This window comes from Microtetraspora sp. NBRC 13810, assembly GCF_030268685.1.
Classification (GTDB): Bacteria; Actinomycetota; Actinomycetes; order Streptosporangiales; family Streptosporangiaceae; genus BSRQ01.
This window is the reverse complement of the sequence record NZ_BSRQ01000003.1, coordinates 55,878-69,007: the sequence shown is the minus strand read 5'-3', so window position 1 is coordinate 69,007 and position 13,130 is coordinate 55,878. Positions and strand designations below refer to the sequence as shown.

The 13,130-nt window shown below is 72.4% G+C and carries 10 protein-coding genes; 7 read left to right on the top strand and 3 right to left on the bottom strand.

Annotated features, from left to right (window positions below; all coding sequences use genetic code 11):
• Positions 1-6 precede the first annotated feature (6 nt).
• The 3 genes from QSK26_RS07485 (at position 7) to QSK26_RS07475 (ending at position 3,279) form a co-directional block, all read left to right on the top strand.
• Positions 7-603 (top strand): glycoside hydrolase family 25 protein, encoded by a 597-nt coding sequence (locus QSK26_RS07485; protein WP_285774657.1) that lies wholly within the window; start codon positions 7-9, stop codon positions 601-603.
• A gap of 46 nt (positions 604-649) precedes the next feature.
• Complete coding sequence (gene thrS, locus QSK26_RS07480; RefSeq protein ID WP_285774251.1) at positions 650-2,623, top strand: threonine--tRNA ligase; 1,974 nt, start codon at positions 650-652, stop codon at positions 2,621-2,623.
• Positions 2,624-2,727: 104 nt separating this feature from the next.
• Positions 2,728-3,279, top strand: a complete 552-nt coding sequence (locus QSK26_RS07475) for an HIT family protein (RefSeq protein WP_285774250.1) — start codon at positions 2,728-2,730, stop codon at positions 3,277-3,279.
• A 33-nt stretch (positions 3,280-3,312) separates the two neighbouring features.
• Here the strand turns inward: QSK26_RS07475 and QSK26_RS07470 are convergent, their stop codons facing one another.
• The 3 genes from QSK26_RS07470 to QSK26_RS07460 form a co-directional block, all read right to left on the bottom strand.
• A complete protein-coding gene (locus QSK26_RS07470; protein WP_285774249.1) occupies positions 3,313-5,424 on the bottom strand; it encodes a hypothetical protein in 2,112 nt (703 codons plus the stop codon).
• 113 nt (positions 5,425-5,537) lie between these two features.
• Complete coding sequence (locus tag QSK26_RS07465) at positions 5,538-7,124, bottom strand: glycoside hydrolase family 10-like protein (RefSeq protein ID WP_285774248.1); 1,587 nt, start codon at positions 7,122-7,124, stop codon at positions 5,538-5,540.
• Positions 7,125-7,428: 304 nt separating this feature from the next.
• Positions 7,429-9,549, bottom strand: a complete 2,121-nt coding sequence (locus tag QSK26_RS07460; protein WP_285774247.1) for an elongation factor G-like protein EF-G2 — start codon at positions 9,547-9,549, stop codon at positions 7,429-7,431.
• A 238-nt stretch (positions 9,550-9,787) separates the two neighbouring features.
• Here QSK26_RS07460 and pgsA point away from each other — a divergent pair, with 238 nt between their 5' ends.
• From pgsA to QSK26_RS07440, 4 genes are read left to right on the top strand one after another with little or no spacing between them, the layout of a single operon-like run.
• Positions 9,788-10,444 carry a phosphatidylinositol phosphate synthase gene (gene pgsA / locus QSK26_RS07455; protein WP_285774656.1) on the top strand — a complete coding sequence of 219 codons (657 nt, stop codon included), beginning with the start codon at positions 9,788-9,790 and terminating at the stop codon, positions 10,442-10,444.
• Positions 10,434-11,357 carry a phosphatidylinositol mannoside acyltransferase gene (locus QSK26_RS07450; protein WP_285774246.1) on the top strand — a complete coding sequence of 308 codons (924 nt, stop codon included), beginning with the start codon at positions 10,434-10,436 and terminating at the stop codon, positions 11,355-11,357. The genes pgsA and QSK26_RS07450 overlap by 11 nt, the downstream gene beginning before the upstream one ends.
• Positions 11,354-12,493, top strand: coding sequence for a glycosyltransferase family 4 protein (locus QSK26_RS07445; protein ID WP_285774245.1), 1,140 nt, complete (start codon positions 11,354-11,356; stop codon positions 12,491-12,493). Before QSK26_RS07450 ends, QSK26_RS07445 begins: the two co-directional genes overlap by 4 nt.
• On the top strand, positions 12,490-13,032 hold the full coding sequence (locus QSK26_RS07440; protein WP_285774244.1) for a hypothetical protein: 543 nt from the start codon (positions 12,490-12,492) through the stop codon (positions 13,030-13,032). The genes QSK26_RS07445 and QSK26_RS07440 overlap by 4 nt, the downstream gene beginning before the upstream one ends.
• The last annotated feature ends 98 nt before the right edge of the window (positions 13,033-13,130 follow it).

Genomic DNA, 13,130 nt, shown 5'->3' with positions numbered 1-13,130 from the left:
AGCCGCATGCTGCACGGCATAGATGTGTCCAACTGGCAAGGCGCGGTCGACTGGGCGCGGCACGCCCGCGACGGCGTCGCCTTCGGGTTCGCCAAGGCGAGCGAGGGGGGCACGTTCACCGACAAGTGGTTCGCCCGCAACTGGGCGGGCATGCGGGAGAACTGGATGGTCTGCGGCGCCTACCACTTCGCCCGGCCGGACGGCAGTCCCGCCGGGCAGGCCCGGCACTTCCTGCGGGTGCTCAGGGCCGCGGGCGGCCTCCAGCCGGGCGACCTGATCGCGCTGGACCTGGAGGCCGACGACGGCCTCCCGCCGGCCAGGGTGGCGGCCTTCGCCCGCAGGTGGTGCCACATCGTCGAGGAGTTCACCGGCGTGCGGCCACTGATCTACACCTACGTGAACTTCGCCCGCGCCGGCAACTGCGCGGGGCTGGAGGGCCACCCCCTGTGGATCGCCTCCCCCAGCAGCCCGCGGGGCGACCCCGTGGTGCCGGCGCCCTGGCAGTCCTGGGTGATCCACCAGTACGCCAACAGCCCGCTGGACAAGAACGTCTTCCCCGGGAGCCGCGGCGAGCTGACCTCTCTGGGTCTGGACCCCCGGTAGCATTCAGGGGTATTCGCATCGATCCCCTTGTGATCTAGGAGCCACCGTGTCTGCCGTCGCCGAACTGCGCATCACCCTCGCCGGAGCCGAGCGTGTGGTGGCGGCCGGCACGACGTACGGCGAGGCCCTGGAGGCCGACGGAAGAACCGTCGTCGCCGCCCGGGTGGACGGCGCGCTGAGAGACCTCGCGGGCCGGGTCGCCGACGGCGAGACCGTGGAGCCGGTCGCCATCGACAGCGAGGACGGCCGGGCCATCCTGCGCCACTCCACCGCGCACGTCATGGCCCAGGCCGTCCAGGAGATCTTCCCCCGCGCCAAGCTGGGCATCGGCCCCCCGGTCGAGAACGGCTTCTACTACGACTTCGACGTCGAGGAGCCCTTCACCCCCGACGACCTCAAGCAGGTCGAGAAGCGGATGCGGGAGATCGTCAAGCAGGGCCAGGCGTTCTCCCGGCGGCCGGTCACCGAGGAGGCGGCCCGCGAGGAGCTGGCGGGCGAGCCGTACAAGCTGGAGCTGATCGGGCTCAAGGGGAGCGCGGCCGAGGCCGAGGAGGGCGCGTCCGTCGAGGTCGGCGGGGGCGAGCTGACCATCTACGACAACCTCGACCCCAAGACCGGCGAGACCTGCTGGAAGGACCTGTGCCGCGGGCCGCACCTGCCCACCACCCGGGTCATCCCCGCCTTCAAGCTGATGCGCTCGGGCGGCGCCTACTGGCGCGGCAGCGAGAAGAACCCGCAGCTCCAGCGCATCTACGGCACCGCATGGGAGTCCCGTGAGGCGCAGGACGCCTACCTGACCATGCTGGAGGAGGCCGAGCGGCGCGACCACCGCAAGCTCGGCGCCGAGCTCGACCTGTTCAGCTTCCCCGCCGAGATCGGCGGCGGCCTCGCCGTCTGGCATCCCAAGGGCGGCCGGGTGCGCCGCGTCATGGAGGAATACTCCCGCAAGCGGCACGAGGAGGCGGGCTACGAGTTCGTCGTCACGCCGCACCTCGCCAAGTCGACGCTGTTCAGCACCTCGGGCCACCTGGAGTGGTATGCGGACGGCATGTACCCGCCCATGGAGATGGAGGGCGCGACCTACTACCCGAAGCCGATGAACTGCCCGTTCCACATCACCATCTTCAAGGCGAGGGGCCGCTCCTACCGGGAGCTCCCGCTGCGGATGTTCGAGCTGGGCACGGTCTACCGCTTCGAGAAGTCCGGCGTGCTGCACGGCCTCACCCGGGCCCGCGGCTTCACCCAGGACGACGCGCACATCTTCGTCACCCCCGACCAGCTCGCCGACGAGCTGGCCTCGCTGCTCCAGTTCGTCATCGACCTGCTGCGCGACTACGGCCTGACCGAGTTCGAGGCCGAGCTGGCCACCCGGCCGGAGAAGTTCGTCGGCGACCCGGAGGAGTGGGACGAGGCGACCACGGCCCTGCGGCACGCGCTGGACAAGTCCGGCGTGCCCTACGTCGTGGCCGAGGGCGAGGGCGCCTTCTACGCGCCCAAGATCGACGTGCACATCCGTGACGCCATCGGGCGCCGCTGGCAGCTCTCCACCCTCCAGGTGGACTTCCAGCTCCCCCAGCGGTTCGGCATGGAGTACCAGGCGGCCGACGGCACCCGCAGGCGGCCCTACATGGTCCACCGGGCGCTGTTCGGCTCGGTGGAGCGCTTCTTCGCGATCCTCCTGGAGCACTACGCGGGCGCCATGCCGCCGTGGCTGGCCCCGGTGCAGGTGGTCGGCATCCCGATCGCCGACGCGCACGTGCCGCACCTGAAGGCCGTCGCCGAGAGGCTGGCGGCCAAGGGCATCCGGATCGAGGTGGACGAGGGCGACGAGCGCATGCAGAAGAAGATCCGCAACGCGCAGCGGTCGAAGGTCCCCTTCATGCTGCTGGCCGGTGACGACGACGTCGCGAACGACGCGGTGTCCTTCCGCTACCGCAACGGCGAGCAGAAGAACGGCGTGCCCATCGACGAGGCGATCGCCGAGATCGTCGACGCCGTGGAGCGCCGCGTCCAGGTCTGACGAGCCTTCGCCGGAGGCCCGGCGCCCGTGACCGTGGGCGCCGGGCCTTCCGCTTGCCCAGGGCGCCGCGCCGCGGCCGGCCGCCAGGTCCTATGCTGCATGGCATGCAGGACAGCGAGCCGATCGAGCAGGCCGGTGCCGGGGTCCCGGACGACTTCCAGCGGTTGTGGACTCCCCACCGCATGGCCTACATCAAAGGGGAGAACAAGCCCTCGGGCGCCGGGCCCGACGATGGGTGCCCGTTCTGCGAGATCCCGAAGATGACCGACGAGGAGGGCCTGGTCGTGGCCCGCGGGGCGGCTGTCTTCGCCGTGCTCAACCTCTACCCGTACACCTCCGGCCACCTCATGGTGTGCCCCTACCGGCACGTCTCCGACTACGCCGACCTGGACGACGTGGAGACCACCGAGCTGGCCGGCTTCACCAAGCGGGCGCTTCGCGCGCTGCGCAAGGCCAGCGGGGCCCAGGGGTTCAACGTCGGGATGAACCTCGGCGGCGTGGCCGGCGCGGGCATCGCCGCGCACCTGCACCAGCACGTGGTGCCGCGCTGGGGCGGCGACACCAACTTCATGCCCGTCGTCGGGCGCACCAGGGTGCTGCCCCAGCTCCTCCAGGACACCCGGTCGCTGCTCGCCCAGGCGTGGCCGGTCGACTGACGACCGCCCCGGCCGGCCCTCCCCGGCCGCGGGTCAGGTCGTGGCGGGGCTGAGCGGCCGCGAGACGGGCTCGCGGGTCGGCACGCCCCTCGTCCCGATGCCCGCCGTCAGGACCAGCGGCACGGCCAGGGCCAGCGCCATCGACAGCACCGCCGCCCCCGAGTCGTTGACCAGCATCCCCACCACGCCGCTCACCAGGGTGCCGACGAACCCGGCGTGCAACGCGGGCGACCGCTCGAAGGCCGCCGGCAGCGCGCCCGCGGTCACCGTCTCCGGCCGCATCAGCGTGAAGACCAGGAAGGCGCCCGCGGCGATCACGATCGGCATCAGGTTGGGGCTGAGCAGGGTGCTGAGCATGGCGTAGAGCTTGCGCAGGATCACGTCCAGCGCCTCGCCGGTGGCCACCTGGCCCACGAAGCGGCCCAGGTGGGTCTGCGAGGCCGGCGGGCGCAGGCTGTCCAGGAAGGCGATGGTCATCACGAGGACCCCGCCCGCCACGCAGAACGCGCCCAGCTTCACCGGGGAGATCCGCCGGCCGGCGATCATCAGCGCGGCCACGGCGATCCCCGGCATGAACGCGATGACGCCGCCGAAGTCGCTGCCCACCCCCGGCCAGCCGCCCAGGATCATGGCCACCCCGCCGAGCGCGGCGACCGCGACCACCGCCGGGCCGCGCCGCCCCCGGCCGATCAGCCAGTGGGCGAGCACCGTGGCCGACAGCAGCACCGAACTGGCGAAAAGCGCGAACGGGATGTTGCCCAGGCCGTAGTACCGGCCGCCCTGCACCGTGGTGTAGCCGACCACGCTGTCGAGCTGGAGCGGGCTGCCGGTGAGCAGGTCGGCGGCGAGCACCAGGGCGGTGACCACGGCGACGACGGTGAGCGGGCCGAGCGGGTGCCGGTGCCACGGGCCGTACCGGGCGATCGCCCCCAGGGCCAGCGCGCAGCCGAGGACGCCGCCGAGATGCGCCAGGGCGGGGTCGCCCGCGCGGTCCCAGGGCAGCAGGTTGACCGTCAGCGTGGAGACCGGCAGCGAGGCGAGGACCAGCGCCGCCGTACGGATGCCGCCGGGCGCGCGGCCCCGGCGCAGCAGCAGGAAGACGGCGGCGTAGAAGAGCACCTGGAGCACGGCGAGCGCGGTGAAGAAGCCGAAGAGCAGGCTCTTGACCGTCTGACCGGCCGTGTCGGCGCGGGCCAGCGAGGCGGCGGTCTCAGCCACCTGCCCGGCCCGGTCGCGGCTCGGCGTCCACGGCGTGCCCACCACGTTCGCGGGCGCCTCGACGCCCGCCTCGCGCAGCAGCGTCGCCGTGACGTCCGGCAGGATCGTGGTGTCCTCGCGGTGGGTGGACGCCGCGCCGAGCAGCCGGCCCGCGCCGCCGGGGACGCGCATCATGGCGACGCGCAGATGCGGGTCGGATCCGTGGTCGGCGACCCCGGCCAGCAGCACCGTGGAGTTCCGGGGGAGCGCGGCGAGGAGCGCGCCCACCTTGGCGTCGGCCGCGCGGACCGCCGCCGCGCGCCGCGCCGCGCCGAGCGTCTCGGGCACCCGGGGGATCGTCCCGCCGGCGAGGTAGGGCCGGATCAGGTCGTCGACGTCGGCGGCGACCACCGGGCAGCGGCTCAGCGTGGCGGCGTCGGCCTGCGCGGCGGAGGGCAGGTAGACGTCCACGGCGCCGGTGCGGTCGGCGAGGGCGAGCGCGGCGCCCGGCCCGACCGCGACCGAGCACCGTCCCGCGGCGCGCAGCGCCGAGCCGAGCGAGCCCGCGTGCTGCTCGCCGGCGACGTCGTGCAGGTAGCCGTAGGAGGCGATGGCCGCGCCCGCGCCGCGGGGCTCGGGGGTGGGCGGCTCACCGCAGTAGTAGCCGACGGTGGCGCGCACCCCCGTCGAGACCGTCAGCCAGCCGTCGTAGGGGCAGGTCACCCGGCCCACCGTGCGGACGGACAGGGAGCCGAGCGCGCTCTGCCCGGCCAGCCGCCACAGGTTCGGGGTGGCCTCGGCGCCCAGGTCGCTCCACTGCAGCCCGGGGACGCCGATGAGCGCGACCGGCGCGTCCGGCGCGGGCGCGGCCGACGCCGTTCCGGCCAGGCCGGGAACGCTGAGCAGCCCGCTCACGAGCAACGCCAACGCGGCCAGCGTCCGCCTCACCGAAGACCTCCCCTGTCGTTCCGACGCGCTCGCACGCACGCTAGGGGAGCCGGACGGCCGCCGTCCACAGGTTCCGGCGGAACGTAGGTGAAGATCGACCTAATAACCGGAATTCACGGAACCTTGACGGCGACCAGCGACGCGTCGCTCTCGTTGCCGAGCCGGTCGAGCGCGGTGACGAGATAGGTGCCGGACTCCCGCGCCCGGAAGGTGTGGGCGCCGGGGACGACGGCCAGCAGGTTCCGCGCGTCGGCGGTGGAGCACTCGCCCGGCCTGCCGTCCACCCGGTAGACCGCGTAGGAGCGGGCGCCGTGCGAGGGCTGCCAGGTCAGGGTGGCGCCGGACGCCTTCAGCCCGGCGGGGACGGCCGGAGCCCCGCCGCCGCGCTCCTTCATCAGCGGCAGCAGGGCGGGCCTGGAGTAGCTCTCCCTGGCGATCCGGTCCATGGCGCCGAGCGGGTTGGCGAGGAGCTGCTTGGCGCTGAAGTAGACGTCGCCGCCGATCTGCTTGTACCTGCGGTTGAGCACCAGGTGGGCGGGCAGCTCGCCGGGCCTGGTCCAGGCCGCCGAGGACGTGCTGCCGACCTGGTAGAGCGCCTGGCCGATGTACAGGTGCACGTCGGTGCCCTTGACCTGCCGGGCCCACCAGGGCGCCAGCACGGAGTAGTCGGCCGCCCGGAACCCGCGCGGCCAGTAGAGCTGCGGCGTGATGTAGTCGACCGTGCCCGCCTTGATCCAGGCGAGGGGGTCGGCGTAGATCTCGTCGTAGGCGGACATGCCGCTGGTCCTGGACCCGTCGGGGTCGTTGGCGGTGTTGCGCCAGATGCCGAACGGGCTGATGCCGAACTTCACGTACGGCTTGGCCGCGTGCACGGCCTCGTCGACGTCGGCGACCAGCTTGTTGACGTTGCCCCGGCGCCAGTCGGCGAGATCCTCACCGCCGCCGTACCTGGCGAAGGCCGCGGCGTCGTCGAACCGGGCGCCCGGCACCGGGTAGGGGTAGAAGTAGTCGTCGAAGTGCACGCCGTCCACGTCGTAGCGGTTCACCACGTCGGTGACCACCTTGACGACGTGCTCGCGGACCGCGGGCAGGCCCGGGTTGTAGTAGAGGCGGCCGTCGTACTTGACCAGCCAGTCCGGGTGCCGCCTGGCGGGGCTGCCCGCGGGCATGTCGGCCGCGGACGCCTCGTAGGACGCGCGGTAGGGGTTGAACCAGGCGTGGAACTCGAGGCCGCGCTTGTGCGCCTCGGCGATGAGGAAGGGCAGCGGGTCCCAGCCGGGGTGCTTGCCCGCCGTACCGGTGAGGAACCGCGACCAGGGCTCGTGCGCGGACTTGTAGAAGGTGTCGGACGCGGGGCGGACCTGGACGAAGACCGCGTTGAGCCGGCGCTCGACCGCGCCGTCGAGGATCCGCACGTACTCGGCGCGCTGCCGGGCCGGGGACAGGCCGGACCGCGAGGGCCAGTCGAGGTTGGTGACGGTGGCGATCCACACTCCGCGGAGCTGGCGCTTGGGGTACCGCGGGTCGACGGGGCAGCCGGCCGCGGAGGTGACGGCTCCCGGGACGGAGGTCGCGGGGGTCGCGGCGGCCCCTGCCTGCTTGGCGGGCTTGTGCCCGTCGTCGGCTCTCGCGCCGGGCCCGAAGCTGTAAGCGGCCGCTGTGGTGGCGACGGCGACGGCGGCCGCTGCCAGGAGGGCCATTCTCGCCGGTCGCTTCTCAGGGTGTCCGGTTCGCATGGTTCTCCAGTCTGACACCGCGGGCGAGGTGCTCAGGCCGGAAGAACGAAATCGATTTGTGAGGTCCGTGTGATGAAATGGGGCTACTGTGACGTTCCTTTGTGGCGCGAAGGTATCGTCCGGGCAATTGCGATTTAAGCGATATTGGGGATTTAAAGGGATATTTCTGGGTTTATGTGGTGGGGGTAGGAAATGAGGCGCGGCTCCCGGGGCGGAGAGGGGCCGCCGCCCACCGCCCCGGGGAACCGCGCCGGTCATCCGAGGCCGGTCAGCCCGGCGTCGCCAGCCGGTCCGCCACCTGCGGCGGCAGCGGCTCGTACCGCAGGAAGGAACGGTGGAAGGTGCCGGTGCCGTGCGACATCGACCGCAGGTCGATGGCGTACCGGGTGATCTCCAGCTCGGGGACCTCGGCGCGCACCAGCGTGCGGCCGGTGCCGACCGGCTCGGTGCCGAGGACGCGGCCGCGGCGCGAGGACAGGTCGGACATCACCGAGCCGACGTAGTCGTCGGCCACCAGCACCGACACCTCGTCGACCGGTTCCAGCAGCAGCGTCGGCACCTTGCCCGCCGCCTCCTTCAGGGCCAGCGCGCCCGCGATCTGGAAGGCCATGTCGGAGGAGTCCACCGAGTGCGCCTTGCCGTCGTAGAGCGTGACCTTGACGTCCACCATCGGGTACCCGGCCAGCACGCCCCGCTCCATCTGGCTGCGCACGCCCTTCTCCACCGACGGGATGAACTGCCGCGGCACGACGCCGCCGACGATCCGGTCCACGAACTGGAACCCGCTCCCCGAGGGCAGCGGCTCGACCTCCAGGTGGCAGATCGCGTACTGCCCGTGGCCGCCGGTCTGCTTGACGTTGCGGCCCATCGCCTGGCAGCGCCCGCCGAACGTCTCGCGCAGCGGGACGCGCAGGCTGATCTTCTCGACCTCGACGCCGTGCCGTCTGGCGAGCCGGTCCAGCAGCACGTCCACATGCGCCTCGCCCATGCACCACAGCACGAGCTGGCGGGTCTCCGGGTTGTTCTCCAGCCGCAGCGTCGGATCCTCCGCGACCAGCCGCCCCAGCGCCTGCCCCAGCTTGTCCTCGTCGGCCTTGGACCTCGCCTGGATCGCCACCGGCAGGAGCGGCTCGGGCATCGCCCACGGGGTCACGACCAGCGGGTTCTCCCGCTCCGACAGCGTGTCTCCGGTCTCCGCCCGGCCCAGCTTGGCCACCGCGCAGATGTCGCCCGCGACGCACCTGGTACTGGTCCGCTGCGTCTTGCCGAGCGGCGAGGACAGCGCCCCGATGCGCTCGTCGAGGTCGTGGTCCTCGTGCCCGCGCTCGGCCAGGCCGTGCCCGGAGACGTGCACCGTCATGTCGGGGCGCAGCGTGCCGGAGAAGACCCGGACCAGGCTGATCCGGCCGACGTACGGGTCGCTGGTGGTCTTGAGGATCTGGGCGACCAGCGGGCCGTCGGGGTCGCAGGACAGGCCGGCGACCGGCTTGCCGTCGATGGTGGCGATCTCCGGGAGGGGGTGCTCCGGCGGCGCGGGGAAGCCCTGCGTCATGATCTCCAGCAGCTCCGCGGCGCCGACGCCGGTACCGGTGGCGAGGACGGGATGGAAACCGCCCCTGGCCATGGCCTTCTCCAGGTCGTCGATGAGGACCTTGGTGCCGATCTCCTCGCCGGCGAGGTAGCGGTCCATCAGGGACTCGTCCTCGGACTCCTGGATGATGCCCTCGATGAGCATCCCGCGGTACCCCTCCATGTTCTCCCGCGTCGACTCGGGCGGCTCCTTCTCGGTCCTGGTCCCTCCCGAGTAGTCGTAGAAGCGCCTGCTGAGAAGCCCGATCAGGCCGCCGTCGTGCGGCAGGTAGAGCGGGGCGACGCCGTCGCCGAAGGCGTCCTGGCAGGAGGTGAGCACCTCGTCGAAGTCGGCCCGCTGATGGTCGATCTTGGTGATGACCACGGCGCGCGGCATGCCGACCGCCGCGCACTCCTCCCAGAGCATCCGGCTCAGCCCGTCGACGCCCTCGGCCGCCGAGACCACGAAGAGCGCGGCGTCGGCGGCGCGCAGCCCGGCCCGCAGGTCGCCCATGAAGTCGGCGTAGCCGGGGGTGTCCAGGAGGTTGATCTTGATGCCGTTGTGCGTCATCGGCGAGAGTGAGAGGTTCACCGATCTCTGCTGGCGTACCTCGACCTCGTCGAAGTCGTTCACGGTGGTGCCGTCCTCGACCCTGCCGGGGCGCTGGATGGTGCCCGTCGCCGCCAGAAGTGCCTCGGCGAGCGTGGTCTTGCCCGCTCCCGAATGGCCGACCAGCACCACGTTGCGCACCATGTCGGGCCGGTCGGCCGCCGGTGCCCTGCCCGCGGCTCCCGCGGCTCCGGTTGTCCTGTCCGCCACATCGCCTCCCGCGTCGTCTCGTGCGACCGTGACCCGCAGCAACGGTGGGAACGGCCGCCTGTGCGTCCGCCACCGCATCCCGACGCGCGCCGCCGGGTAAGACCACGAGTCACCGTCAAGACGCGGTGTGTTCACCAAATACCCATGTGGCGAATCTCACAAGAGGAAAAGGGTAAAGTGCTCGGCTCCTGTGCGTTGGGTGCCGCCCCTTTCCCAGGTGTCCTACGATCGGACCGCGATGCTCAAACTCCTCCGCCCCGCCGTCACACGTGCCCTGACCCCGCTGGGCAGGGCTCTGGCGCGCCGGGGAATCAGCCCCGACATGGTGACCGCCGTCGGCACTCTCGGTACCGCCGCCGCCGCGTTGTACTTCTACCCGCGCGGGCAGCTGTTCTGGGGCACCCTGGTCATCACCGTCTTCGTCCTCGCCGACCTGCTCGACGGGGTGCTCGCCAGGCTGGGCGGTGGAGGCGGCAGCACGTGGGGCGCGTTCCTCGACTCCACCCTCGACCGGATCGGCGACGCCGCGATCTTCGCCGGCCTGACGTTCTGGTTCGTGCTGAGCGACCAGCTCGTCCTGGCCGGCGTGGCGCTGTTCTGCCTCGTGGCGGGGGCGCTGGTGTCCTACGCCAAGGCGCGGGCAGAGGGGCTCGGGCTCAGTTGCGACGTGGGCCTGGTCGAGCGTCCCGAGCGGCTGGTGGCGGTCCTCGTGCCGGCCTGGCTGGACGGGCTCGGCGTGCCGTACGTGCTGGCCATCGCGCTCTGGCTGCTCGCGGGGGCCAGCGCGGTCACGGTCGTGCAGCGGATCGCGCACGTGCACGGCCAGGCGACCCAGCGCCTCGGAGGGGCGGCCGGGCCCAGACCCTCCGCCGATCGGGAGAGTGATGACCGATAAGCCGTCCCTGCAGGACCGCGTCGTCTCCGCCGGCTTCGGCGCCGGCTGGGCGCTGATCCCCCGGCTGCCCCGGCGGCCGACCGCATTCGCGTTCCGCGCCTTCGCCGACCGGCTGTGGCGCCGGCGCGGCGCCCCGGTGCGCCGGCTGGAGGCCAACCTGGCCAGGGTCACCGGCCTGCACCCGGACAGCGCCGAGCTGCGCGAGCTGAGCCGGGCCGGCATGCGCACCTACCTGCGGTACTTCCAGGAGGTGTTCGAGCTTCCCGCGATGTCCAGGGACGAGATCGTCGCGCGCAGCCACGTCATCGGCGAGGAGCACATCTTCGAGGCGGCGGCCGAGGGGCGCGGCGTGGTGCTCGCGCTGCCGCACATGGGCAACTGGGACCAGGCGGGCGCGTGGCTGGTCGCCAAGGGGCACCCGTTCACCACGGTGGCCGAGCGGCTGCGGCCCGAGTCGCTGTACCGGCGTTACGTCGCCTTCCGCGAGGGGCTGGGCATGGAGGTGCTGCCGCTGACCGGCGGCGACGGGCACAACTTCGGCAAGCTGGCCCAGAAGGTGCGCGGCGGGGGAGTGGTCTGCCTGCCCGCCGAGCGGGATCTCACCGCCAAGGGCATCGAGGTCGAGTTCTTCGGCGCGAAGACCCGGGTGCCGGCCGGGCCGCCGCTGCTCGCGGTGCAGACCGGTGCCGTGCTGCTGCCGGTGATCCTGTGGTTCCAGGACGACGACTGGGCGTTCCAGATCCACCAGCGGATCGAGGTCCCGGTCGAGGGCACCCGCCAGGAGAAGGTGCGGGCGGTGGCGCAGGCGCTGGTGTCGGTCTTCGAGAAGGGCATCGCCGAGCATCCCGAGCACTGGCACATGCTGCAGCGGCTCTGGCTGGACGACCTGGAGCCCGCAGGAGGCGAGCGGTGAGGGTCGGGCTGGTCTGCCCCTACTCGTGGGACATGCCGGGCGGCGTGATGGCGCACATCCGCGACCTGGCCGAGGCGCTGATCGCCGACGGCCACCAGGTGTCGGTGATCGCGCCCGCCTCCGACGACGCCGACCTGCCGCCCTACGTGACCCCGGCGGGCCGGGCCGTGCCGGTGCCCTACAACGGCTCGGTGGCGCGGATGTCCTTCGGGTTCATCTCGGCCGCGCGGGTGCGGCGGTGGGTGCGCGACGGGGGTTTCGACGTGCTGCACATCCACGAGCCGCTGGTCCCCAGCCTGGGCGTGCTGGCCTGCTGGGCGGCGAAGGGGCCGATCGTGGCGACCTTCCACGCGTCCTGGACCCGCTCGCGGGCGATCGCGGTCGCCGAGCCCATGCTGCGCAGCGCGCTGGAGAAGATCAGCGGCAGGATCGCCGTGTCCGACGCGGCGCGCAAGAGCCTGGTCGAGCAGTTCGGCGGCGACACGGTGCTGATCCCCAACGGGGTGACGGTGAGCCGCTACGCCGAGGCCGAGCCGCTGCCCGGCTGGGGTCCCGACGGCGACACGCTGGGCTTCCTCGGCAGGATGGACGAGCCGCGCAAGGGCCTGCCGATCCTGCTCGACGCCTTCGTCCTGCTCGCCGAGCGGCGTCCCGGCCTGAAACTGCTGATCGCGGGCCCCGGCGACGCCGGCGACGTCTACGACCGGGTGCCCGCCGCGCTGCACCGGCGGATCACCCTGCTCGGCATGGTGTCGGAGGAGGACAAGGCCCGCGCCTACCACTCGGTCGACGTGTTCTGCGCGCCCAACACCGGCGGCGAGAGCTTCGGCATCGTCCTCGCCGAGGCCATGGCCGCCGGGGCGCCGGTGCTGGCCAGCGACATCCCCGCCTTCCGCAAGGTGCTGGGGGAGGGGCAGGCGGGCGCGCTGTTCCCGAACGGCGACGCGCGGGCGCTGGCGGAGGAGGCGGGGCGGCTGCTGGAGGACCCGGATCGGAGGACCGTGCTGTCGGAGGAGGCGCGCAGGGCCGTGCGCAAGTACGACTGGTCGACCGTCGCCCGTGACGTGGTGCGCGTCTACGAGACCGTCACCTCGCCGGGCGCGGGCGTGGTCGAGGACCGGGCGAGCGCCCCATGACCACTATCGTGATCGTGCTGGTGGTGGGCGTCGTGCTGGTGCTCACCGCGGTCTACATCTCCTGGCGCGCGGGCCGCCTGGACCGGCTGCACATCCGGCTGGAGCTGGCCCGCGAGGCCCTGGACGGCGCCCTGGTACGGCGGGCCGCGATCTGCCTGGAGCTGGCCGCCTCCCGGATCCTGGACCCGGCGACCTCCCTGGTCCTCGCCTCGGCGGCGCACGAGGCGCGCACGGCGGGCGTCGAGGAGCGCGAGCACGCCGAGAGCGACCTGTCGCGCACCCTGCGCGCGGCCGTGGACCAGGAGCGCTTCAGGGAGAAGCTGGCCGAGCGGCCCGGCGGCGCCGAGCTGTTCGCCGAGCTGGAGGAGGCGGTGGCCAAGGTGGTCTACTCCCGCCGGTTCTACAACAACGCGGCCGGGGTGACCCGGACGGCGCAGCGGCGTTTCCTCGCCCGCACGCTGCGGCTGGCCGGATACACCGAGTATCCCGGTTTCTTCGAGATCGACGACGACCCGCCGCGGGCGATGGCGGCCGAATAGCCGGCAACCCGGACGGTGATCACCCTGTCGCACTGGGTAGTGACTCTTCGTTGCCGAAACTTTAAACCTGCCCTTTCCCGGCATGGGTAAGCTTCTGC

Excerpts from the sequence above, each read along its gene's own strand:
- QSK26_RS07485 (WP_285774657.1), top strand. The coding sequence starts at position 7 with ATGCTGCACGGCATAGATGTGTCCAACTGGCAAGGCGCGGTCGACTGG.
- QSK26_RS07475 (WP_285774250.1), top strand. The coding sequence starts at position 2,728 with ATGCAGGACAGCGAGCCGATCGAGCAGGCCGGTGCCGGGGTCCCGGAC.
- QSK26_RS07465 (WP_285774248.1), bottom strand. The coding sequence starts at position 7,124 with ATGGCCCTCCTGGCAGCGGCCGCCGTCGCCGTCGCCACCACAGCGGCC.
- pgsA (WP_285774656.1), top strand. The coding sequence starts at position 9,788 with ATGCTCAAACTCCTCCGCCCCGCCGTCACACGTGCCCTGACCCCGCTG.
- QSK26_RS07450 (WP_285774246.1), top strand. The coding sequence starts at position 10,434 with ATGACCGATAAGCCGTCCCTGCAGGACCGCGTCGTCTCCGCCGGCTTC.
- QSK26_RS07440 (WP_285774244.1), top strand. The coding sequence starts at position 12,490 with ATGACCACTATCGTGATCGTGCTGGTGGTGGGCGTCGTGCTGGTGCTC.